The 24,394-nt window shown below is 43.8% G+C and carries 22 protein-coding genes; 13 read left to right on the top strand and 9 right to left on the bottom strand.

The genetic code is table 11. From position 1 onward, the window contains the following. Window positions 1-105: 105 nt before the first annotated feature. The 4 genes from Q5H80_RS10690 (at window position 106) to Q5H80_RS10705 (ending at window position 1,945) form a co-directional block, all read left to right on the top strand. Entirely contained in the window at window positions 106-795 is a 690-nt protein-coding gene (locus Q5H80_RS10690; RefSeq protein WP_304564729.1) for a tellurite resistance TerB family protein, read from the top strand. Between the two features lie 187 nt (window positions 796-982). Then, window positions 983-1,186: a YaeP family protein gene (locus Q5H80_RS10695; protein ID WP_009847436.1), complete on the top strand. Its 204-nt coding sequence runs from the start codon at window positions 983-985 to the stop codon at window positions 1,184-1,186. A 1-nt stretch (window position 1,187) separates the two neighbouring features. Next, on the top strand, window positions 1,188-1,379 hold the full coding sequence (locus Q5H80_RS10700; protein WP_010436438.1) for a DUF4250 domain-containing protein: 192 nt from the start codon (window positions 1,188-1,190) through the stop codon (window positions 1,377-1,379). A 239-nt stretch (window positions 1,380-1,618) separates the two neighbouring features. Continuing rightward, on the top strand, window positions 1,619-1,945 hold the full coding sequence (locus tag Q5H80_RS10705; protein ID WP_009847438.1) for a hypothetical protein: 327 nt from the start codon (window positions 1,619-1,621) through the stop codon (window positions 1,943-1,945). A 237-nt stretch (window positions 1,946-2,182) separates the two neighbouring features. On the opposite strand, the gene glyA is transcribed toward Q5H80_RS10705, so the two are convergent. Next, window positions 2,183-3,433, bottom strand: coding sequence for a serine hydroxymethyltransferase (gene glyA / locus Q5H80_RS10710; RefSeq protein ID WP_017084166.1), 1,251 nt, complete (start codon window positions 3,431-3,433; stop codon window positions 2,183-2,185). Window positions 3,434-3,780: 347 nt separating this feature from the next. On the opposite strand from glyA, the gene Q5H80_RS10715 reads away from it, so the two are divergent. After that, the gene (locus tag Q5H80_RS10715) at window positions 3,781-4,383 is read left to right on the top strand and encodes a YitT family protein (RefSeq protein WP_304564730.1); all 603 of its coding nucleotides are present in this window, start codon (window positions 3,781-3,783) and stop codon (window positions 4,381-4,383) included. 179 nt (window positions 4,384-4,562) lie between these two features. Here Q5H80_RS10715 and treC read toward each other — a convergent pair whose 3' ends face one another. From treC to gmhB, 5 genes are all read right to left on the bottom strand, one after another. Next, on the bottom strand, window positions 4,563-6,248 hold the full coding sequence (treC, locus tag Q5H80_RS10720) for an alpha,alpha-phosphotrehalase (protein ID WP_304564731.1): 1,686 nt from the start codon (window positions 6,246-6,248) through the stop codon (window positions 4,563-4,565). A gap of 139 nt (window positions 6,249-6,387) precedes the next feature. Then, window positions 6,388-7,812 (bottom strand): PTS trehalose transporter subunit IIBC, encoded by a 1,425-nt coding sequence (gene treB / locus Q5H80_RS10725; protein ID WP_304564732.1) that lies wholly within the window; start codon window positions 7,810-7,812, stop codon window positions 6,388-6,390. Between the two features lie 204 nt (window positions 7,813-8,016). Then, window positions 8,017-8,961 (bottom strand): trehalose operon repressor TreR, encoded by a 945-nt coding sequence (treR, locus tag Q5H80_RS10730; protein WP_304564733.1) that lies wholly within the window; start codon window positions 8,959-8,961, stop codon window positions 8,017-8,019. Window positions 8,962-9,051: 90 nt separating this feature from the next. After that, on the bottom strand, window positions 9,052-9,393 hold the full coding sequence (locus Q5H80_RS10735; RefSeq protein ID WP_304564734.1) for an MliC family protein: 342 nt from the start codon (window positions 9,391-9,393) through the stop codon (window positions 9,052-9,054). A gap of 63 nt (window positions 9,394-9,456) precedes the next feature. Next, window positions 9,457-10,008 carry a D-glycero-beta-D-manno-heptose 1,7-bisphosphate 7-phosphatase gene (gene gmhB, locus Q5H80_RS10740; protein ID WP_304564735.1) on the bottom strand — a complete coding sequence of 184 codons (552 nt, stop codon included), beginning with the start codon at window positions 10,006-10,008 and terminating at the stop codon, window positions 9,457-9,459. A 240-nt stretch (window positions 10,009-10,248) separates the two neighbouring features. On the opposite strand from gmhB, the gene metN reads away from it, so the two are divergent. The 3 genes from metN (at window position 10,249) to metQ (ending at window position 12,871) form a co-directional block, all read left to right on the top strand. Further along, window positions 10,249-11,283, top strand: coding sequence for a methionine ABC transporter ATP-binding protein MetN (metN, locus tag Q5H80_RS10745; protein ID WP_017096798.1), 1,035 nt, complete (start codon window positions 10,249-10,251; stop codon window positions 11,281-11,283). Continuing rightward, window positions 11,273-11,956 (top strand): methionine ABC transporter permease, encoded by a 684-nt coding sequence (locus tag Q5H80_RS10750; protein WP_009847449.1) that lies wholly within the window; start codon window positions 11,273-11,275, stop codon window positions 11,954-11,956. The genes metN and Q5H80_RS10750 overlap by 11 nt, the downstream gene beginning before the upstream one ends. A gap of 105 nt (window positions 11,957-12,061) precedes the next feature. After that, window positions 12,062-12,871, top strand: coding sequence for a methionine ABC transporter substrate-binding lipoprotein MetQ (gene metQ / locus Q5H80_RS10755; protein ID WP_304564736.1), 810 nt, complete (start codon window positions 12,062-12,064; stop codon window positions 12,869-12,871). A gap of 117 nt (window positions 12,872-12,988) precedes the next feature. Here the strand turns inward: metQ and Q5H80_RS10760 are convergent, their stop codons facing one another. Both Q5H80_RS10760 and syd read right to left on the bottom strand, forming a co-directional pair. After that, entirely contained in the window at window positions 12,989-13,765 is a 777-nt protein-coding gene (locus Q5H80_RS10760; RefSeq protein ID WP_304564737.1) for a Zn-ribbon-containing protein, read from the bottom strand. 4 nt (window positions 13,766-13,769) lie between these two features. Then, window positions 13,770-14,315 carry a SecY-interacting protein gene (syd, locus tag Q5H80_RS10765; RefSeq protein ID WP_009847453.1) on the bottom strand — a complete coding sequence of 182 codons (546 nt, stop codon included), beginning with the start codon at window positions 14,313-14,315 and terminating at the stop codon, window positions 13,770-13,772. Between the two features lie 131 nt (window positions 14,316-14,446). Between syd and queF the strand changes: the two genes are divergently transcribed. From queF to xni, 5 genes are all read left to right on the top strand, one after another. Continuing rightward, complete coding sequence (gene queF, locus Q5H80_RS10770; protein WP_304564738.1) at window positions 14,447-15,292, top strand: NADPH-dependent 7-cyano-7-deazaguanine reductase QueF; 846 nt, start codon at window positions 14,447-14,449, stop codon at window positions 15,290-15,292. Between the two features lie 57 nt (window positions 15,293-15,349). Beyond that, window positions 15,350-17,608 carry a tetratricopeptide repeat protein gene (locus Q5H80_RS10775; RefSeq protein ID WP_304564739.1) on the top strand — a complete coding sequence of 753 codons (2,259 nt, stop codon included), beginning with the start codon at window positions 15,350-15,352 and terminating at the stop codon, window positions 17,606-17,608. Window positions 17,609-17,726: 118 nt separating this feature from the next. Then, complete coding sequence (locus Q5H80_RS10780) at window positions 17,727-19,292, top strand: GGDEF domain-containing protein (RefSeq protein WP_304564740.1); 1,566 nt, start codon at window positions 17,727-17,729, stop codon at window positions 19,290-19,292. Between the two features lie 267 nt (window positions 19,293-19,559). After that, window positions 19,560-20,927: a nucleotide 5'-monophosphate nucleosidase PpnN gene (gene ppnN / locus Q5H80_RS10785; RefSeq protein WP_009847457.1), complete on the top strand. Its 1,368-nt coding sequence runs from the start codon at window positions 19,560-19,562 to the stop codon at window positions 20,925-20,927. A 141-nt stretch (window positions 20,928-21,068) separates the two neighbouring features. Continuing rightward, complete coding sequence (gene xni, locus Q5H80_RS10790) at window positions 21,069-21,842, top strand: flap endonuclease Xni (protein ID WP_304564741.1); 774 nt, start codon at window positions 21,069-21,071, stop codon at window positions 21,840-21,842. Between the two features lie 201 nt (window positions 21,843-22,043). Here xni and Q5H80_RS10795 read toward each other — a convergent pair whose 3' ends face one another. After that, window positions 22,044-24,083, bottom strand: coding sequence for a TonB-dependent receptor (locus tag Q5H80_RS10795; RefSeq protein ID WP_304564742.1), 2,040 nt, complete (start codon window positions 24,081-24,083; stop codon window positions 22,044-22,046). Between the last annotated feature and the right edge of the window lie 311 nt (window positions 24,084-24,394).

The raw sequence follows: 24,394 nt of genomic DNA on the forward strand, positions 1-24,394 counted from the left end.
TCTGTTTATCGGTAGAGTAAATAACGTAAGTTAATCCCCTGTTCATCTTTAAATCCGTATATTGGGTTCATCAACTCTTTAGACACGATTACATTGGAGGTATCGATGGATATCAAAAGCTTACTTAACCAAGCACTTAAGTCAGATCTCGTTAAACAAGGTACTCAGAAGCTTTCCCAAGGCTCTTCGAGTTTAGGTGGCCTAACTCAAGGTGGCAGTGGTAAGAATATCAACAAAAGCACGCTCGGAGCCTTCGGCGCAGGCGCAGTGGGCGGCGGACTCTTAGGTGCGTTAATGGGCTCTAAGAAAACCAAGAAAATGGGTAAGAAAGCCGCTGGTATTGGTGGCGCAGCTGCACTGGGTGCCCTCGCTTATAAGGTCTACAACGATTACCAGTCTAAACAAGGTCAAACACCCAATGTCGAACAGGCTCAATTTGATGAGAACGATTCAAACCATAGCGTACTAATTCTAAGATCGATGATTGCCGCGTCCAAAGCCGACGGGCATGTTGATGAAGAAGAGATGGCAAAGATCGAGCAAGCGGTCGAAAACATGGGCGCCGATTATCAGCTGACCAAATTGGTGTCTGAAGAACTGCACAAGCCACTCGACCCAAGTGAAATAGCTCAATTAGCAACGTCACCTCAACAAGCGAGTGAGATCTACTTAGCCTCTTTGATTGTAGCGGATGAGCAGAACTTTATGGAAAAGGCTTACCTCAAAGAGTTAGCAAAGCAGCTCAACTTAGCTGATGAAGTCACTCATCAGCTTGAACAGCAGATCTTTAGTTAAGCGGTAATTATCAGGCGCATCAGTAAATATCACGCTAAGTAACAAGTTAGCAAAGTGATACATTGAGCATCAACAGAATGAGATATTGAGCAAGAACAAACTAACTCTGAACTTAGTCAGATCCACTTTGTTTTTGCTTATCTCTATGTGTATATTGAGATCAGTTATCATTTGGTTAGGTATAAAAATGAAAGTATACGATTGTTGTGATTTGGTGCGTGAACTGTATTCTCAAATTGGCAGTGGCGACCAAGGCTACATCCCTAAAGCGATCACCTGCGCGGTAAAAACATTGAACGACCTTGCTGCAGATGAATCTCTTCCTAAAGAAGCAAGAGATCGTGCTGCATTTGCCGCAGCGAATCTACTGATCTCAGATTTCGAGGACTAATATGAACCTCGCTAACTTTGAAAAGATGGACCCTGTGATGTTGATGAGCATCGTCAACATGAAGCTACGTGACGACTTCGGTGGTGATTTAGATCGAGTAGTTAACTTCTACGAAATCGACAAAGCGGCATTGATCGCGAAACTTGCGTCTGCCGGTTTTGAGTTTCTTCCGGAAGCCAAACAGTTTAGATAATCATTTAGAACAAGCTTGATTTTGAAAGGCCAACCTCTGTGTTGGTCTTTTTTCATTTTTTAGCCGGGTACATAATAGGTCAAAGACGAATAAACTTATTAGAAATTATCTGTTTTCGCCTATATTTTTATAGCCTAGAGTCAAACAACGATCCTTGAATCAAAGCGTGTTGTTGTATAGGCTACTGCAAACAGCATATAAAACTCATCACTAAATTCGATGATATCGAAGGACTAACAATGAAAAGACTCGGACTTTTAGCCGTTATCGCAGCCGTATTTACCGCAGGTTGTGCTTCAAACACTCAGCAAGACAACTTCCGTGAAGCCTCTTTTGAGCTGTGTAATACTGAAGTCGATATCTACTCTGTAAGCCATGATGAAAGAGTACGTATCGTCTGCTCTGACGGCTCTAAATTTGCCTTAAACAGTGAAGATACGCTAGAAATCATGCGCGATATCAACATCGACTATTGTGATGGCGAAGGCTTAGGTAAATTCAACGAAAGCCGTCACTACTACTCTTTCAAGTGTAAGTCAGGCACCCTACTTAGCATCAAAAAGTAAAGCTGATACCAGAAAACAACAAAGGGTTAATGCGAAAGCATTAGCCCTTTTTAGTACCCGCCTTTCTGTATTCTCAGATAACTTAACTCTCATACCTACAGATACAAAAAAGCTCCCCAAAAGGAGCCTTTAAAATCATTTTCAAAGTAGTCGTTTGAAACTCTAGGAGAGCACGCGGAGCTTACGGATGTAAGTAAGCATGCTCGACAACGAAGTTCAAATTACTACGCAGAAAAATTAAGCATAAACAGGTAGACGCTTACAGATCTCTAGTACTTTCGCTTTAGTTGCTTCGATAACAGACTCATCACCCATGTTATCTAGGATGTCACACATCCAACCTGCTAGCTCTTTCGCGTCTGCTTCAGAGAAACCGCGACGAGTGATAGAGGGAGAACCGATACGGATACCAGAAGTAACGAACGGGCTACGTGGATCGTTTGGTACTGAGTTCTTGTTAACTGTGATGTTAGCTGAACCTAGTGCTGCATCAGCTTCTTTACCTGTGATGTCTTTGTCGATTAGGTCAACTAGGAACAGGTGGTTCTCTGTAGAACCTGAAACGATGTTGTAACCGCGTGCTAGGAATTCAGCAACCATTGCTTTTGCGTTAGCAACTACGCGAGCTTGGTATTCTTTGAATTCTGGTTCTAGAGCTTCTTTGAACGCTACTGCTTTACCAGCGATAACGTGCATTAGAGGGCCACCTTGGCCACCAGGGAATACTGCTGAGTTTAGTTTCTTGTAAAGATCTTCGCCTTCGTTAGAAAGGATAAGACCACCACGAGGACCAGCAAGCGTTTTGTGCGTTGTAGTTGTTACAACGTGAGCGTGTGGAACTGGGTTCGGGTAAACGCCTGCAGCGATTAGACCGGCAACGTGAGCCATATCTACAAAGAAGTAAGCACCTACTTTGTCAGCGATTTCACGCATGCGCGCCCAATCACAAACTTGAGAATAAGCTGAGAAACCACCAATGATCATCTTAGGTTTGTGCTCGATAGCTAGCGCTTCCATCTCTTCGTAATCGATTTGACCTGCTTCATCGATACCGTAAGGGATGATGTTGTAAAGCTTACCAGAGAAGTTTACAGGAGAACCGTGAGTTAGATGACCACCGTGCGCTAGGCTCATACCTAGAACAGTATCGCCAGCATTCAGTAGTGCCATGTATACAGCGTTGTTTGCTTGAGAACCTGAGTGAGGTTGTACGTTCGCGTATTGAGCGCCAAACAATTCACATGCACGTTCGATTGCTAGAGTTTCAACTTTATCTACGAACTCACAACCACCGTAGTAACGCTTACCAGGGTAGCCTTCAGCGTATTTGTTTGTAAGTTGAGAACCTTGAGCTTCCATTACACGTGGGCTTGTGTAGTTTTCTGAAGCGATAAGTTCGATGTGCTCTTCCTGACGAAGAGTTTCTTCTTGGATAGCTGCGAATAGGTCCGCATCGTAATCAGCAATGTTCATGTCACGCTTAAGCATCTGTATCTCCTGACTCAGATTGTACTGAAAGTTTCAAAAAAACCACACAACGACCGAAAGCAAACGTTTCCGTCACCGTTTTGATGTGACGCATTCTACATAATTTGATCTAGGTCAGAAAGAGCTAATTGCAATTTTATCATGCAGTTTTTTCATAATCACAAATAAGATTCATCATGGTTATTGAGCTTATCCAACCAAAGATGACGCTTACTGTCAATTTTACGCTTTACACCCTGTAAAACGCAGATTACATAGGTTTACCTTAATTTTGCACCTCAAGCTACCGAAAGCTAAGGTTTTTCTCTACTATGCACGCCTTTATTGGTTAGGTAATTATAAAAACGATGGAAAAACACTCACGTAAAGAAGATTGGGTAGCCATTCTTACTGGCACGTTTTTGGTGGCGTTAGGCGTCTTCTTTTTGCAGTCAGCAAATCTGCTTACCGGTGGTACTACTGGCTTGGCTCTGCTTTTGAGTCAATTCTTACCTGTAACCTTTGGTATTTTGTACTTTGTTGCCAACTGTCCATTCTATTTATTAGCTTGGAAACGATTTGGTCGTAGCTTTGCCATTAGCAGTGCAATTGCTGGCGCTTTAGTCTCGGTGTTTGCTGATCATTTATACTTAGTGATCTCGCTAGAAGTTCATAACGAGATCTACTGTGCTGTTGCCGGTGGTCTGTTAATGGGCTTAGGTATGCTTATCCTATTCCGTCATCGCTCAAGCCTCGGTGGCTTCAACGTATTGTGTTTGTTTATCCAAGACCGCTACGGTATCTCGGTAGGAAAAACTCAGATGGGCATTGATGCTTGTATTCTATTTGCATCGTTCTTCTTTGTATCACCTTGGGTGATTGCCGTATCTGTATTAGGCACCGCAGTATTGAACATCGTATTGGCAATGAACCACAAACCAACTCGCTACTCGGTGAATTACGCGTCCTAGCATTCATTACCAACTCTGTCGTGACAGGCAATTTATGCTCTAGCTTCTCGCAAGCAGACCTGGCACGATAATCCAGGCATAACTAAAAAAGGCTTTGGGGAGCACTCCAAAGCCTTTTTAACAACCTAATTCTTAAGGGGAATAGAATTAGGCTTATAGAAATAGAAATAGAAACAAGGCTAATCTTCAATCAAGAGAATACGAGTCTCGTAAGGTCGCAAAACTTGATGATGAGACGCCACTAAACTCTCGCTCACTTGATAATTAGACAACAAGCTCTTAACCTTCGCCATCTCAAAACGTTCAGGTAAAACGCATTCAGCCTCTTCACCATAATAGTTATTAATGCACAGTAGAGTTTGCCCTTCACTCTCACGAACATACGCAAATACAGATGAATGCTCAGGCAATAGATCTTGATAGCTGCCATCCGTAATCACCGGTAGCTGTTTACGTAACTCAATCAAAGCCTTGTAGAAGTAAAATACAGAGTCTTTATCTTCCAACGCTTGCTCGGCGTTGATTTCAGTGTAGTTATTAGCCACATCAAGCCATGGTTGAGCTTGTGAGAATCCGGCGTAAGGCTCACTGTTCCATTGCATTGGTGTACGAGAATTATCACGAGATTTCTGCGCTAAAATCGCCATCATATCTTGATGCGCCACACCATCACGGTTCACCATGATGTCGTACATATTGGTACTCTCAACATCACGATACTGGCTGATCTCGGTGTAACCTGGGTTGGTCATGCCAATCTCTTCACCTTGATAGATATAAGGTGTGCCTTGCATCATGTGCACAGAAGCAGCCAACATTTTAGCCGATTCAACACGATATTGTTGATCGTTACCCAAGCGACTCACGACTCTCGGTTGGTCATGGTTACACCAAAACAGTGCTCCCCACCCCTTACCATTCAGACCTGTTTGCCAATGGTTGAAGATCGATTTTAGCTGTAAGAAATCAAACGGCGCACTAGTCCACTTCTCACCATTGGTGTAATCCACCTTGAGGTGATGGAAATTAAACACCATCGATAACTCGCTGTTATCAATATTTGAGTACTGCTGACAGTGCTCCAGTGTTGTTGAAGACATCTCGCCTACTGTCACGCTACCGTATTTCTGGAATACCGCTTCGCTGATCTCTTTCAGATATTCGTGTACACGCGGGCCGTCAGTGTAAAAACGACGACCATCACCGATATCATCATTAGGGAAATCTTGCTGTTTCGAAATCAGGTTGATTACATCCAAGCGGAAACCATCAACGCCCTTCTCAGCCCAGAAACTGATAACGTCTTTCACTTCTTCGCGTACAACCGGGTTTTCCCAGTTAAGGTCGGCCTGCTCTTTCGCGAATAGGTGTAGGAAATATTGACCAGTAGCCTCATCCATTTCCCATGCATTACCACCAAACTTAGACTGCCAGTTAGTTGGTGCTTGACCGTTTACTGGGTCTTTCCAGATGTAGTAGTCGCGATATGGGCTGTTTTTGTCACCCAATGCAGACTGGAACCATGCATGCTCGGTTGAAGTATGGTTTACCACGATATCCATCACGATACGGATGCCACGTTGGTGCGCTTCAGACAGTAACAGGTCGAAGTCTTCCATGGTGCCGAATTGAGGGTTAATCGCGTAGTAGTCGGAGATATCATAACCATTGTCGATCATGGGTGACGCGTAAACTGGGGTTAGCCAAATCGCATCCACGCTAAAATGTTTAAGGTAATCCAGTTTCGAAATGATCCCTTTAATATCGCCAGTACCTTTGCTACCACTGTCACAAAAGCTCTTTGGGTAGATTTGATAGATAGTTGCGGTTTTCCACCAACTTTCATCATGCTCAGTCATCGCCATCTCTAACACTCACTTACCAGAAAATATAAATAAAAAATCACCATGCTCACATGGTCGAATAGCCGTTATAACTAAAAGAAAAAGCTATAAATAAGGGAAAAAGCGATGACTTACTTGAAGTCATCGCTTATTAAATGCGTTACGCGTTGGCGGTTTCTAGCTCGCCTTTCATCTGTGCTCGTTTATAGAAGAACAATGTCAGCGTTATCGGCAATACAACCGCCACCAGCATCGCAACTAAGTAAATCGACCAATATTGAGGCTGAATCGATAAGATGCCCGGCAAGCCACCAACACCGATACCATTCGCCATCACACCTGCACTACCACAGATTGCAGCCGCTGCGGCACTGCCGATCATTGCGCTCAGCATTGGGAATTTGTATTTAAGGTTGATGCCGTACATCGCTGGTTCCGTCACACCCAAGTACGCAGAGATTGCCGCAGGTACCGAGATGTCTCGTTCGCCTTCGCGCTTACTCAAAATGATGATGCCGACAACCGCTGAAGCTTGTGCAATGTTTGATAGCGCAATCAAAGGCCAGATTGGTGTGCCACCTAAGTCTTGCATCAGTTGTAAGTCCACAGCGTTGGTTGTGTGGTGAATGCCCGTGATAACCAAAGGTGCGTATAGGAAGCCAAAGACCACTGAACCAAGAATCGCGAAGTCACCTGTCATTGCCACTTTGGCAGCGAATGCCACACCATCACCCAACATACGACCAAATGGACCAATAAAGGCGTGAGCCAGAATCACAGACAAGATGATCGAGACAAATGGCACGACAACTAGGTACAGATAAGAAGGTACAATGCGCTTAAGGTTGGTCTCAATGAAAGCCAGAGCCACGCCCGCTAACATCGCAGGGATCACCTGAGCTTGATAACCGACTTTCTCAATCACGAACAAACCAAAGTCCCACACCTCAGGTACCGATTTACCTATCATGTATGCATTCATGAGTTGTGGTGAAACTAAAGTTACACCGAGCGTGATACCCAAAATAGGGGTTCCGCCGAGTTTCTTAACCGTCGCCCAACACACACCAACCGGTAGAAAGAAGAAAATCGCTTCGCCAATCAACCACAAGAAAGAATGAACGGTAGCCCAGAATTGGCTTATCTCAACCAAGGTTTTGCCGTCGAACATGCGAATGTCGCCAATCACATTACGGAAACCAAGAATCAAACCACCAGTAATGATGGCAGGCAGCAGTGGTACGAAAATTTCGGCTAAATGGGATATACCACGCTCAAGGAAGTTCATATTTTGACGGGCAGCCAGCTTCGCCTCATCTTTTGATGATGCCTCTTTACCTGTCTGTTCAATCAGAAGTGCGTACACTTCATCAACTTCAGTGCCAATCACAACTTGGAATTGACCTGCGTTAGTAAAGCAGCCTTTTACAAGCTTCAATTTTTCGAGTTCAGCTTTGTTTGCCTGCTCTGTATCGTTCAATACGAAACGCAGTCGAGTCAGACAGTGGCTGACACTTGCAATGTTTTCTTTACCACCGACTAACTCGATAAGACGCGCAACGTCTTGCTTCGCTATCTTACTCATACTACCCCACCCTGGTTTCATTCAATTACTCACCTAAACCATGCAGCGATAACCACTCGAATTTAGATTAATGGGAACATTCCCAATCACAGTCATTATAATGCCCACGTGAATGATAAATTGAAATGGGAACAGTCCCATTAATTGAAAGAGATCACACTCTAATTTTAATCTAAGCGGTTCAATTTCGCTTAATTGAGTGGATTATAGAATCGGAGATTGAGTGTGATGAGAGATATCTGAATTGCCTAAAAGCTGAGAGATCAATAGATTAGCAGCCAGTTTACCTGCAGATTGGTAACCAGGATCAATGCTAAATACTCGTGGGAATAGGAAAGAGAGAAGATCATTACCACCAACGCCGGTGACGACCACATCTTCACGTTGTCGCTCTTGCAGACGTTTGATCACACCAAGAGCCAATGTGTCACTAGCACAGACTATAGCTTGGGTGTTAGGGGTTAGTACCTCATCCACCAGCTGATAAGCACTTTCATGATGAAGTTGGCCAGTACGGTAGTTGGCAATCACTCCAGCGCTTTCACACCAATCTAGATAGGCCTTAAGACGCAGTTCACCTGTTGATTTGTCGCTAGGATCAACGCCAATGAAACCAACCTCAAAGATCCCCTGCTCTGCTAGATGCGTTAACGCACTATTGATCACCTGTTGGTTATCATAGTTAATCGACGTCACATTCTCGGTATCCAGAGCAATCACCACCGCTTTATGTTCCCAAGCTTCAATGGCAGGAATATCACAGTCAGTAAAACCGAATACAATGATGCCGTCTACATTGCGACGCTTGAGAACCTGCAGATGCTCATTGGCTTTTTCTCTATCTAGCTGGCTTTCCATGATCACGACATCGTAATCCGCTCGATACAACTCGGCCAGCATCGTACTTACCGCTTTGTTTTCAGAAGGAGAGTCCAGACGTGAAATGATGACACCGATGACTTTTTGACTGCCACCACGCATCGACTGTGCAGACTTCGAAGGCGTGTACCCTGATTCTTGAATTACTCTTTCCACTCTTTCACGGGTTTCTGGTTTTACTTTGGGATCATTGGTCAGAACGCGAGATACGGTAGACTTACCAACACCGGACAGCTTAGCAATATCGAGAATAGTGAGTTTTTTGCTCATAAAAAGTCTGACGTTAAAGGGAAGAGAAAGAAAAAGTGAGGGCGAACTCCCTCACTTAACTGTTTGTAAATCCTAGTCGCTAACTATGACCTACTTTCGGCAGTTTTTATAGATAACACGACCAAGTTCTAGACGGGCATTGTCACCTTTAGTGCGTAAAGTTACGCTATTGATCAGTTCAGAGGTTCCATCATCTAAGATGTACTTCGTTCCTGAACCTGCCGCTATTTGAGTGAGGCGATATTCATTCTCTGGCAAACGTAATACCGCTTTTTCATCACCAAGGTAAGCGACCTTAAATGAAGCGTCAGACTCACATTGATAAGTCACGAATTGATCGTCCGATGCTGCGCTCTCAGTCTCAGGAGCTGCTGATTTAGAGCATCCGAATAACGCTACCGTACATAGAGATGCTATCAACAATGCTTTCATACTGCGTTCCTCATCTTTATATAGTGAATAACACTTATATCTAAGTAAAAGAGACTTAGTGTCTTAACCTTTTAAGAATGCTGGTACATCTTTAATACTGTCAAGCACGACACTTGCAAGCGCTTCACCTTTTTCAGTGATTGGCTTACCGGTTCTTACCAGTACTTTAGTGCCAACACCCGCCGCTTCTGCAGCCATCATGTCTTCAGCTTTATCGCCGATCATGACCGAGTTAGTCATATCAATCTTCAGAAAGTCACGCGCAGAAATGAACATGCCTGGCTTTGGCTTACGACATTCACAATCTTGTTTGTAGTCACCAACACCGTGCTCAGCGTGGTGCGGGCAGTAATAAATACCATCTAGCTCAACGCCGTTATCAACAAAGTTCCAATCCATCCACTGCGTTAGAGAAAGAAAACGGTCTTCACTAAACATGCCGCGAGCAATACCAGATTGGTTGGTCACTAACACCAATAAATAACCCATATCTTTAAACGCTTTCGCCGCTTCAAACACACCATCGATGTATTCAAAGTCATGTTCATCATGTACGTAGCCGTGATCAACGTTAATCACACCATCACGATCTAAAAAAACAGCAGGTTTAGACAAAATTCAGTTCTCTATCAACTCTCTATTAATCATTAATTATTACACGCTTTATTTGCTTCATCACTATCTATTTAGTTTTGCGTTCGTTAACGATTTGTTTCTAGTTTAACTTCGCAACTCGCGTTTAGCCGTCTAGACGTAAAAATATCTATTGACTTAGATCATAGAACACCATAGCATCATCTGTAAATCGAGTGAGTCATCAATATATTATTCTGTTCTACCTGCACGGGTTTCTCTATGATTAAAGTGAATCAAGTCAATAAGGTTTTTTATCAAGGCACTAAAGAAATCAATGCCTTAATTGATATCAACCTCCACATTCCTCAAGGTCAAATCTTTGGAGTCATCGGCTCTTCAGGTGCAGGCAAAAGTACCCTTATCCGTTGTGTAAACATGTTGGAAGCTCCAACGTCAGGTGAAGTGATTGTTGACGGTATCGACCTGACAAAACTCAGCAAATCAGAACTTAGCGAAGCACGCCGTAACATCGGCATGATATTCCAACACTTCAATCTGCTGTCTTCTCGTACTGTATTTAACAACGTAGCACTGCCTTTAGAGCTTGCTGGTAGAGATAAAGCTGCGATTGAAGCGAAAGTGAGTGAGCTACTTGAGCTTGTCGGCCTATCGGATAAGCGTGATACCTACCCTGCGAACTTAAGTGGTGGTCAAAAGCAGCGTGTCGCGATTGCTCGTGCGCTAGCTTCAGACCCAAAAGTACTACTGTGTGATGAAGCGACCAGTGCTCTGGATCCAGCAACGACTCAATCTATTCTTGAGCTGCTACGTGAAATCAACCGCAAGCTACACATCACGATCCTACTTATTACGCACGAGATGGACGTAGTTAAGAGCATTTGTCACGAAGTCGCGATCATTGGTGGTGGCGAGCTAGTAGAGAAAGGCACAGTTGGCGACATCTTCGCACACCCTAAGACAGAGCTAGCACATCAGTTTATTCGCTCAACGCTAGACCTATCTATCCCTGAAGATTATCAAGCGCGTTTGCAAGAAACTCGTGTTAACAGTAGCTACCCATTAGTGCGTCTTGAGTTTACTGGTGCAACGGTTGATGCTCCGCTGATGACGCAAATTGCTCGCAAATTCAATATCGATGTCAGCATCTTAAGCTCTGACCTCGATTACGCCGGCGGCGTGAAGTTCGGCATGATGGTGGCTGAACTGTTCGGTAACGAAGCAGATGATAATGCTGCTATCCAATTCCTACGCGACAACAATGTAAAAGTAGAGGTGCTTGGTTATGTCCTTTAGTTTCAACGAGATTGCTGACTGGATCAGCCTTAATGGCAACCTTCTACTCGAAGCAACGGGCGAAACGCTTTACATGGTTGCTGTTGCTGGCATCGTTGGTTTCGCTGTCGGTATTCCATTAGGCGTGATTCTACACACGACTAAAAAAGGTGGTCTGTTAGAGAACACCAAGCTAAACAAAATTCTTGGTGCCGTTGTGAACGTGGGCCGTTCAGTGCCTTTCTTAGTTCTGATGGTAGCGATCATCCCTCTCACTAAGATGCTGATTGGTACCTTCATCGGTACAACCGCAGCGATTGTTCCATTAACCATTGGCGCAATCCCATTCGTGGCTCGACTTATCGAGAGTGCACTACTTGAAGTACCAACAGGTCTAGTGGAAGCAGCTCAGTCAATGGGGGCAACACCAACACAAATCATCAATAAGGTTCTGCTTCCTGAAGCACTGCCGACGATCATCAACTCAGTGACGATTACGCTAGTGACTCTTGTGAGCTACTCGGCAATGGCGGGGACTGTGGGTGGTGGTGGCCTAGGTGATGTCGCGATTCGTTACGGATTCCACCGCTACGATGTGACCATTATGGCTGTGACAGTCGTCATGTTAATTGTGCTGGTACAAATTATTCAATCAATCGGTGATTCATTGGTTCGCCGCGTTGACCACAGATAAAGACTGACTGCGTTATTGGAAACGCCTATTCATTAAAAGCGTTAGTCATTAGAAACGTAAAGTCATCTAAAACAAATTAAATAGATTTATTAAAAGGAGATTATTATGAAATTTAACCTTAAAGGTTTACTTACTATTGCAGCAGCAGCTTCAGCGCTAATACTAGCAGGTTGTGGTGATAAAGAAGTCGATACTTCTAAGATCAAAGTTGGCGTAATGGCAGGTGCAGAAGCACAAGTTGCTGAAGTCGCAGCTAAAGTCGCGAAAGAGCAATACGGCCTGGATGTTGAACTGGTCACTTTTACGGATTATGTAACACCTAACGCAGCGCTAGATGATGGTTCTATCGACATCAATGCATTCCAACACACGCCGTACCTAGATCAGCAAGTTGCTGACCGTGGTTACAAGCTAACGGTCGCTGGTAACACTTTTGTTTACCCTATTGCTGGTTACTCTAAAGAAGTTAAATCTGTAGACGACATCCAAGATGGTGCTCGTATCGCTGTACCAAACGATCCAACAAACCTAGGTCGTTCTCTACTGCTTCTTGAGCAGCAAGGTCTACTTGAACTTCGTGAAGGTGCAGGTCTACTGGCTACCGTTCGTGACATCGTTGGTAACCCTAAGAACCTAACGATTGTTGAACTAGACGCAGCTCAACTGCCACGTTCTCTTGATGATGTAACTTTATCTATCATCAACACTACTTACGCGAGCTCTATCAATCTGACTCCACAAAAAGACGGCGTATTCGTTGAAGATAAAGATTCTCCATACGTGAACCTTATCGTTTCTCGTGAAGACAACTTAAATGCAGAAAACGTACAAAACTTCGTTAAAGCATACCAAACTGAAGAAGTATACAACGCAGCTTCTGACATCTTCCAAGGTGGCGTAGTTAAAGGTTGGTAATCAGCTTAAATAGACACTTATAGATACCGAAAGGGGCTGACTCAATGTCAGCCCCTTTTTTAATAATGAAAGTTTGCTAGAAAGTAAAGCTTCTCTGGGTGAATCAAACGAAGTCGATTACTTGAGGTGATCCCAAGAAATGTTGGATACCAGACGGCAATCATCACACTTGAAATAGAAAATATCGTGGATCGGCGCATCTAGCAGCCATTCGCCACCACATTGCGGACATTTACGCTCTTTTTCAGCTTTTAAGCTAATGCCGCCCACACGGTACAAGTAGTAATACGTTGGGATCTTAGTGAGATACTCAATGCGCCCTCTTAAACCCCAACCGCGTTTAAACAATACACTTTTGGTATCGCTAATCTCGGTCAACGTTGCATGCTCCGCACGGCAACCACCACCCATTTGGACTTCATCGCAGGCCTGCCATTCGGTCTGCCATTTCAACACGGCTTTATGGTCACCATTAAAAGTCGGTGGATTGCGGTACAAAGGGATCGGCAATAAGCTCTCACCACTGCGCAGCGGTGAACAGGTATGCACGAATGTCGTGTATAACACCTGCCAACTTGGTGTTTCATCTTCGGCTGCTTCTTCGGAATTAAGATCTCGGCCAAGCAGACGCATCTTAGGCGCTAATAAACTCGCCGCAGATAAGCGCTCGAAACAGACTTTGACGAAATCTGAATGATTACGTGGGTGTAAGCTATCTTGCTCCGGACACACAACGCGAACATAAAATTCGCCGTCACCCATCACGATTGGAAACTCACGACCTAACACTTGTCCGTTATAACGAAGTGCATCCATCAAGCCATTAACTGCCTTGTCGACAGCGCTTACCGTTGTGTTATCAAAACACTCAAATTGAAGTTCTAGTACGTACATCTATTTATACCGCTGGTTGTAACTTTTCTAAAAATTCTGCCAATGTCTCGGCTAACACATCACGATTTTTGGTGCCTAAACGCTCTAGGATCACGTTACCCGTTAGGTTACAGATAGAGATAACATCCAGTTCAGCATCAGTCGCGGCAATGAAAACCGTTGGTTTTAGCTTCAAACGACGCTGAGTCACTAGGTGACCTAAGATGTTTTCTTGTAGGCATTCAAAATCTTCATCACTCCAAATCTGTAACAGAGTCAGTTCGTTACCATCAAAAGTCGCGTTCATATCCGCACTAAATTGTGCGCCGTAGAAAGTCTTGACGTCTTCATGCAGAGTCAGCTCAATACCAGTTTCAACATTGGTGAAATCTGCGAATTGCTCACGTGGATAGTGTTTCCACAACACGGCATCACCACTCTTTTCTTCTACGCATGGCGATACGATGTCCACTAACTCCTCATTACGAGGTAAGCTTTGGTGTTGCTGCTGCCACGCGTCAACGTATCGCTGACTGAAAGAAAGTAGTGCGTCTTGAGCGCGTTGAGTCATGAAAATCTCCTAAACACAAAATAATAAATAGAATCCGAGCCCTTTCCGTGCCGATTAAGCGATGACTTAATGACAGGGTAATGGGGATTCAGTAAAATCGACCCCATTCTAATCGAATTTGAAACGAAAGTATGAGCAAATATTCTGACGCAAAAGAGCTAGCGGGTTTAACCCTTGGCCAAAAAACTGAGTACTCTAACCAATACGATGCAAGTTTATTGCAACCAGTACCTCGTAGCCTTAATCGTAATGATCTTGCGCTAAACGGAGAGTTACCTTTTGTTGGTCATGATATTTGGACGATGTACGAGCTTTCGTGGCTAAACACCAATGGCTTACCACAAGTGGCTGTTGGTGAAGTGTTCATTCCGGCAACCAGCCAAAATTTGATTGAGTCAAAATCTTTCAAGCTGTACCTAAACAGCTACAACCAAACTCAGTTTGAAAACTGGGATCAAGTCACTGAGCGTCTAACTCAAGATTTGTCGGCATGTGCAGGCGAATCTGTGATTGTGAATGTAAACTCAGTAACCGATTACACCAACCAAACTATCGTGACGATGGAAGGTGACTGTATCGACAATCAAGACATCCAAATCGCGAGCTATGATTTTGAAGCGTCACTGCTTGAAGGTGCAGCTGGCGAGCAAGAAGTAGAAGAGACTCTACATAGTCACTTATTGAAGTCGAACTGCTTAATCACCAACCAACCGGATTGGGGCAGCGTAGAGATCGCATATTCCGGTAAGCAAATTGACCGTGAAGCTCTGCTACGCTATTTAGTTTCTTTCCGTGAGCACAATGAATTCCACGAACAGTGTGTTGAGCGTATCTTCACTGACATCATGAAATACTGTTCACCATCGAAGCTAACCGTATTTGCACGTTACACGCGTCGTGGCGGTCTGGATATCAATCCATACCGTTCAACTGAGCAAGATAGACCAAGCCACAATAAGCGTATGGCTCGCCAATAATCGGCGTGAACCGCCCACACTTATTTGAACCTACCAAATCTTTAAAGGGACATTGAAATGCGTTGGTTATACGTTGTTAGTCTATTCATTTTAAGCTTAAGCACATCGGTTAATGCGTCGGTCTATTCGTCGGCGCTCCTCAATGAAGCCAATAACTTGGTTGAGATAGAACCGAGCCAAGCAAAACGAATGGCTAACAGCTACCTAACGCTACGTATCCTTTCAGATCAACGCGAGAAGAGCCCGTCAGCTATTTCTCGTGAAGAGGCCGACTCTTCGATTAGAACCCCAAACAGCAGTATCGATGCGTACAAGATCTTAGCGAAAGCAGAGTTTAATCTAGGCAACATTCGTATTGCGATTCAGCACATCGACAAAGCCTCTGAGCTAGCAAAAACCTATAAGCTTGAGTATTTAAAGTTGGATCTGGAAATACTCAAAGTTAGGCTACTTTGGCTTACGGACAGAAAATCTGCCCAAGCAGAATCAGAGCTAAAAAAAATAGAAACAAGCTTAGAGTCGGTTAATAAGACCTTACGCCTGACGGAAGGGATTACCTATCGCTTAATCATGTTGAAAGCCGACATTTCCTCTTATAACAACAACATAGGGGAAGCAGAAAAACTCTATCAAGAAGCAAAAACTTACCTAGAACAGCGTCACTCAGAAAAAGTCGTCATTGACTATCACATCACCGTCGGCGAGTTTTATCTTACCCATAAAGAGTACAACCATGCACTATCTGAGTTATTGTACGGCTACTGGAAATCAGTAGAAGGTAACCTGAGTTCGCGCTTGGCTAAAGTAAACCGCCTACTTGCACAGCTTTTCTTTGAACGCCAAGTATTAGATAAAGCTCTAGAGCACCTGTCTCAAGCCGCTGACTTTTACGATAATTTTGAAAGCTCTCCCATATTAGCGCAAGTACTAAAAAAGATGGGTGATGTGTACTTCTTTCAAGGCAAATATAACCTTGCCCTCGTGCACTTTTTCAATGTCCTTGATCATGAGAGTACCGACCGAGACATCCAGCAAGTCATTGATATTCGTCTAAGTTTATCTGCGACTTACTTACGACTTTATAACTACCCTCTAGCTGAGCAATATCTCGCACGGGCCCTTGAATTGCTAGAGTATTCCGACATACCTAAATTAGAAGGCCGCGCTGCACTCTTATCGGCAGGGTTGGCTTACCATCTACAGGAAAGCGAAGATGTCATCAAGCATGCTACACGTGCGCTAGAGATTTCGCGTCAAGTAGAAAACATGCATCTGTCGCAACGCTCGTACTACTTGCTCTCTTTGGGTTATGAACAAGCGGGGCTTCCACAACAAGCGTTAGCAAACCTCAAGCAATACAATATCCTTGTCTCTTTAGAACAACAAAAACTCAACCGTGTTGGTGAGGACGCATTCCGCCAACAAAAAGAGTTTGCCGAACAAACACTGCACTATGCAGGTCAAGAGCAAGAATTAGAGAAATACAAACTTGAGCACCATAAATTCCAGAAAATATCGTTCGCCTTATTTTTATTTAGTATTGTCTTGTTCTTCTTTGTGCTACGCCGAGGCTACATCATTCAGACATTAGTCACGGAAATGGATTCACTGCGTACCGACCTATTCACACACTCACGCTCAAAGCTTCCCAATCTAAGAATGCTGAACGCGAAGCTATCAAACTCACTAGAACAAACCAGCCAAAACTTCGAACAATGGCAACTTGGTGAACTTATTCATGAGCCACTCAATGACCGTTTACGCTTTGTGATGATTGATTTACCGTTCTTACGAAATATGTACACACAGAACGGTTATAAAGCAGGTTTAGAACTCGAAGATGCTTTCGGCGAGTTCCTTAAATCTAAGCTAGAAGGCCCCGCGCGCGTCTACCATTTCTCCGATGCGAACTTGCTTTATATCGAACCAAATGCTGACCGGGATCTATCACCTGAGGCCATGTTCAGGAAAATTCAATCTTGGGTAAATCACTTCGAACCAGAGCGAAACATTAACCGAACAGTCCGCATGGGCATCGCTGACTACCCATTCTTACCACGTGCTTACACCGCAATTAACGACCAAGAGTTGCTTGATGTACTATTGATGTCGACCAATCTGGCTCGAGAAATCAGTCTCAAAGAACGCAGTAGCCAATGGGTGTACCTTAAAGCCATCGATAATGCACCAGCGGCGAGCCTTGCAACGGGTAACATAAGAGAAGCTTGTAAACATGCGATTAATCAAGGGTTAATAAAGATACAGTCATCTCATCAGAATGAGGACAATATCAAAAAAATACTAAAAGATGACTAATTTGCGAGCGGTTAAACGTTGTAGGTCGTGACCTTATTTTTAGTTTTGTTATTATCAAGGTCACGGAATTTCATCTAAACGATCGAGTACGGTCTACGCGGCGCTAATTAATACATCTATGGGCATTCTTGAAAAAGACATTCAGGCGCAACTCCACCAGCTGAAATCTCAGTTGGAGCAAGTCCGCTTGACGCAAAGAGATACCTCGTTCAAATTTATTCGAGAACAGAAAGTTCTAAAGCGTATCGTTACATCTTTAAGTGATGCATGTGTTGGCAGCAACACTCATTTAGATGAAAATCTCACAGCCCTTAGGGAAGAGCTCGAAAAGAAAAAAGACATTAGCTCAATGATCCCCAAGTTGGCAGTATTAGAAAGGATGCTCAAGCAAAAAACGTTGGCTATGGATAAACAGAACGGATATCTGGATGATAGTATTAAGCACAGTGGGGAAACGCTGCAGCGTATAACAGGCCTTCCGGCACAGCTAAAGCGCGATCTAAGAAACTTACTTAGCTTCTCCGAGTGTCATGGCAGTCAAAAAGTCGACCATGCCATGAAACTTCTCAGCATTTATGAACGTGCCATTAAGATTATGGCAAACAACTCACGCACTCATTTTGCCGACATAGCTCAATCAACTGAACAAGAGCTCCTTTCCGAACTATCAAACGAATTACAGCATCTGATCACTGAACTCGACTTCGAGGGTGAATCGGGAGATCTACTGACCGATATTCGAGCGAAGTTACTACTTGGTGTTTCAACACAAAACCTACTTGAGCTAGCACTTCAGATCCTCAAACTGGTGATTGATGGCACGAGCCTAGAGCGTAAGCAGTCTGAACAATTTATCGAACAACTCAATTCCTCGCTCGCTTCTAGTATCAAAACAGCAGATCAAAACGCCGACCAGAGCCAAAGCTATTTTGAACATCGCCAAGGTCTTAATTCAGAGTTGAATGAACTTGTTACTAAGAGCCAAAGCTCTGTTGATAAAGCAACGGACATTGATAACTTAAAACTTTCGATAAACCCGCTGCTCAGTGAAATTGCCTCTCTTTCAGAAAGACTGAATCACGCAGAACAGAAAGAACAAGCTCTAATAGAAAGAATGAGCTACGGAAAAAACCAGTTAGATTCGCTCTATGAAGTCACCCAAGATTATCGTAAGCGCCTAGAAGATCAGGCTCAGCGTATGCTGCTTGACCCTCTGACTAAGATCTACAACCGTACCGCCTTCACGGATCGTTTAGAGTTAGAATATCGTCGCTGGATTCGCGCACAACACTCACTAAGAGTCGTGCTGTTAGATATCGATAACTTCAAAGCAATTAATGATAGCTTTGGCTATACCGCAGGTGACAAAGCACTCAAGATCATCGCAAGAGCGATCACCAAAGAAATTGGTACTACCGATACTGTCGCTCGATTTTCTGGTGAAGAGTTCATCTTGCTACTCCCCGAGCAAAGCGATGAATATTGCCATCAAGTGACTCAAAGCATCCAGAATCAAGTCAGCCGCTTACCTTTCAAATTCCGTGACCAACAAATCACAATTACCTTGTGCGCGGCAAGTACTCAGTTTAAAGAGTCAGACACACCTGAAGAAGTATTAGAACGACTCAATAAAACACTAAACAAAGCCAAACAGCGCGGTAACAACCAACTGGTTTGGGACTAAGGCTGCCCTAGATTTAATTTATTTCATTTTTTCAAATACTTATCACATACCATATCCCTCAATGTTTGCTAAGCTAATGATTAACATTCGCTTAACAAGCATTCTTCGCAAGCAATGCCGTATCTAAATCACTGAGCAACGCTGTCGTAACCGTTTCGTCTGGTTAACTCTCACCCCCTTTAACCAAACACTTTCAACGTTAGCTTCTCACCTCGAACTAAAGGGCCACTTCCAACGTCCCTTAGTTCCTTTCAACAAGGAGGCACTATGATCACTCATATCAGCCCTGCCGGTAGCATGGATTTACTCTCTCAACTTGAAGTTGAGCGTCTTAAGAAAACCGCATCTAGTGATCTGTACCAGCTTTATCGTAACTGTACGTTAGCGGTACTCAACTCGGGTAGCCACACCGACAACTCCAAAGAGCTGCTCGATAAATATCAATCGTTTGATGTTGAGGTCGTCCGTCGTGAGCGCGGGATCAAACTCGAACTGAGCAACCCTCCAGAACATGCCTTTGTGGATGGTGAAATCATCAAGGGTATCCAAGAACACTTATTCTCAGTGTTGCGTGACATTGTCTACGTCAACATGCATCTTGCAGACAACCAAAGACTCAACCTGACCAATGCCACTCATATTACCAACCTTGTATTTGGCATTTTGAGAAATGCTGGCGCACTTACGCCAGGTATCGAACCTAACCTGATCGTGTGTTGGGGGGGTCATTCAATTAATGCCACTGAATACCAATACACTCGCGAAGTGGGTAATGAACTTGGCCTACGTGAACTGAATATCTGTACCGGTTGTGGACCCGGGGCAATGGAAGGGCCAATGAAAGGGGCTGCAATTGGTCACGCTAAACAGCGCTATACAGACCACCGTTACTTAGGGCTAACTGAACCATCAATCATTGCTGCTGAGCCACCAAACCCGATAGTGAACGAACTGGTGATCATGCCAGATATCGAGAAGCGTCTTGAGGCATTCGTTCGTATGGCGCATGGCATCATTATTTTCCCCGGTGGTCCAGGTACGGCTGAAGAGCTGCTGTATATCTTAGGGATCATGATGCACCCAAATAACGTCGACCAACCAATGCCGATAGTTTTAACGGGCTCAAAAGAGAGTGAAGCTTACTTCCGTTCTATCGATAAGTTCATCGGCGAAACCTTAGGGCCTGATGCGCAAAAACACTATGAGATCGTAATTGATGACCCAGCACGCGCTGCGAAAATCATGAAGCAGGCAATGCCAGATGTACGCTCTCACCGTAAAGAAACTGGGGATGCCTACAGCTACAACTGGTCACTGCATATTGAACCTGAGTTCCAACTGCCCTTCGACCCTACACATGAATCTATGGCGGCGCTTGATCTGCATATGGATCAGAAAACAGAAAGCCTTGCGGCGAATCTACGTAAAGCGTTCTCTGGGATTGTGGCTGGTAACGTCAAAGCTGAAGGTATTTTGGAGATAGAGAAGCATGGCCCCTTCCTGATTGATGGCGACAAAGAGCTGATGACAAAAATGGACCAGCTGCTGAATGACTTTGTTGAACAACATCGAATGAAACTGCCGGGCGGCACTGACTATGTTCCTTGCTATAAAATCATGCCTAGCAGCGAATAACGGCAAGTAACTGATAACAAGCCACAAGCATAAAGTTAAACAAGTCATGACGTTTACGTCACCAAAGTTTCAACTCACCAAGTGATACGTTACTATAAGGGGCTAGCAGCCCCTTATTTATTGCCTATTTAGTGGAAACTTATGTCTATCCATCTTGTTATTATCGATGCCTTGAACCTCATCCGACGCGTGCACTCTGTTCAGCCGGACCCAACCGATATTGCAAGAACCATCACCACGACTGCTCGTACTCTTAATCGCATCCTAAACGAATCAAAGCCCACTCATATCATTGCGGTATTTGATCATCATTTACAAGATCGAGGTTGGCGCGCGGAAGTCCTCCCCGCTTATAAGCAAAACCGTAAGCCGATGCCAGAACCATTGATGAAAGGTCTCGATGCGATTCAACAAGCTTGGTGGGAATTAGGGATTGATTCACTGCTCTCTGACGGCGATGAAGCGGATGATCTAGTTGCAACATTGGCAAAGAAAGTCGCTGACCACGGAGAAACCGTCACTATCATTTCGACAGATAAGGGCTATTGCCAACTGTTGTCTCCAACGCTACAAATCCGTGATTATTTCCAACACCGTTGGTTAGATAAGCCCTTTATCGAAGCGGAATTTGGCGTAAAGCCAGAGCAACTGGCTGATTACTGGGGATTAACGGGCGTCAGCTCAAGCCAAGTCCCCGGAATTCCAGGTATAGGGCCAAAAGCAGCCAAAGAGATATTAACGACATACCCTGATATCGAAACAGCATTCCTAGCTGAAGACCTACCGAAAAAATATCGTAAGAAGTTCGATGAACACATTGAATCGGCACGTGTATGTAAGCGAGTATCAGCGCTCAAAACCGACATTGATCTTGGATTTAATCTGCAAGATATCCGCTATGAAGCTGTGTCTTAATCCGACGTTACCAATTTCGTCACTAGAAGCTAACAGTTACAAATCAATCATTTACAAATAAAAAAGTTAGAAACTCAATCATTAGAAATCAGAAAAGCCTTAGTCTGAACTAAGGCTTTTTTGTTGTTTCATTTTAAGACGCAACATTGCACTTATACTGATAACTCTCTATTTCTAGAGTAACTTTCAGCTAAGAGCAGATTAGAAGCTATAAGCGATAGAAGCTTTAAAGTTACGACCCGCTTCATAGCTGGTGTACTTTTCTGAACCCCAAGAGATACCAAAACCAGTATGCTCAGCGTACTTCTTATCAAGCAGGTTATCGATACCAAGGTTCATCTCTAGGTCTTTAGCAAACGTCGGTGTGTAAGCCGCCCAAATGTTGTGCGTTGCGAAGCCTGAGCGTTTGATCTCTTTGCCTTTTTCGTTCTCGTAATCGTTCCCCGGAACAAAGCGTGAATCCCAACCAAACACAAATTCATTGTTTAGGCTGTAGTTAAAACCGGCCTTAAAGTTATGAATACCGGTTTTATTCATGTGGCTTGTCTTGCCGGTTTTCAGGCTTTTTTGCTCACCATCTGAGTAAGAGTGGTTAGCGTAAACACTTAATGCATCTAACTGATAGCTCAATACAGTCTCTACACCCCAAACTTCAACATCATACTTATTAGATAATGTTGCGTTGTTCTTAGTTGGGTGCATTTGGTTATCAAGGTCATAGGTATAAGCCGTGAAACCTAGAATCGCGTAATCAGCCGCAAGCAAACGTGTTAACTCGTAATCAAAGCCCGCTTCATAGTTATTACCCGTCATCGCCTTCGTATCAGACTGCTTAACTTTGCTTGGTGCTTTCATCGTTAGCGTTTCTGGCAGTGACGCGCCTTTAAACAGACGACCGTAACCCACACGAAGTTTTAGATTTTCCGTTGTTTGGTATTCACCTTTGAACTTTGGAGATAGTTGGTCAAACTCGCCCTTATACACGCCACCAAGTTTATGAACGTCGTAACGAAGGCCTGTAGTCAGACGGAAGTCGCTAAATTCGTACATATCTTGCAGATACAGACCGTAAGCGGTAATTGTTCCGCCATCCATGCCGTACTGCTTAGTTTCACTTTGCTTAGTGCCGTTTAGGTATACACCTTGACCAGCATCAATCCATTGCTTGGCTTTGTAGCCATCAAGACCATAAGTAAGCTCATGGTCACCAACCCAAGAAACGTTACGGATGTCACCACCAATGGTTGTCACATTGTATTCGCGATCTGGGATAGACAAATCGCCATCTTCAGTAAATTTCCATTTCCCTTTAACTTTATTCCATTCACCATACTTTTCGGTCAATGCATCACGATTCATGTACTGACGGTTGTAGTAAACGTTGCTTTTCAGGTGAACCAGATCACTACCCGCATCATATTCGTGCTGCAGCGTCACAGTATCGCGATTAAGCGAGTGATAGTTATGTTTATCATCAGCATACAGTGCACCTGCCTTCTCACCAGAAAGCTGACGCGTACCACCATCACTGTATCGGTTAAAAGTCAGTTTAAATTCATTCTCATCATTCGGGATGAAAATAACCTTAGCCAAACCCGACTTAAGCTCACCCTGCTTAGAGGTTACCGCTTCTTGATCAGGAATGTGCAGATCACCATCTTCTGAATAGTTCGCAATACCCATGAATTGCAATTTGTCATTTACTTTTGCATACACAGCAACGTTGGTTGCAAAACGCTCATAAGCTGTTTGATAGCTTGTTTTTACTCGAGCACCAACGCTTTCCCCCGGCTTAAGAAGATCGCTTGGGTCTTTCGTTTCGTAACTAAATGAACCATTGATAGCGCCAGAACCCGACAGAGCAGAGTTACCACCTAATTCAATTTCAGCTCTTTTTAGCATTGCAGGATCAATCGCTTGGTCACCAGAGTGGTGGAAAAGCTGACCTTCTTGTCGCGCACCATCAATAGTCACTACGGCAAATTTGTCTTCCATACCACGTACAAATACTTTACGAGAGTAACGTGCGTTCCCGTCAACCGTAACGCTAGGCATAGTATTCAAAACATCTTTGATGTCTGATGCTTGCTTCTTTTCAAGTGTGTCAGAGTTGATTTCAGTCTGAATCAATTGGTCAAGGGCAGAACCGATAACAACTACGGTTTCAGGTTCTTCGGCAGCAAATGCTGTAAATGAGGTCAAGGCAACCGTAACGGCTACTGATAGTGCTTTAAGTTTCATAATGCGACTTATATTTTATAGATTTAAGTAAAAGTGCACGAATGGTACACGACACTAATAATAATGTTAATAGCAATGGTTATCATTTACATTCTTTACTTACATTTACTTACTTATAATAAAATACAATTTGATTAGGATGTTCTTGCTGTAATTTACTGCTGAATTTTAAATAAACCCTTCTTCGTTTCATCGCTGAACTAGGTAGCCGTAAGTATCGATAGCTTACGGCTTTTTTGTCTCATATCGACACTAATAGTCGACAATTCGACGACTATCAACCAAGTTAAATATGACTAAGAAACGCAAAT

The organism is Vibrio sp. SNU_ST1 (genome assembly GCF_030563405.1).
Taxonomy (GTDB): domain Bacteria; phylum Pseudomonadota; class Gammaproteobacteria; order Enterobacterales; family Vibrionaceae; genus Vibrio.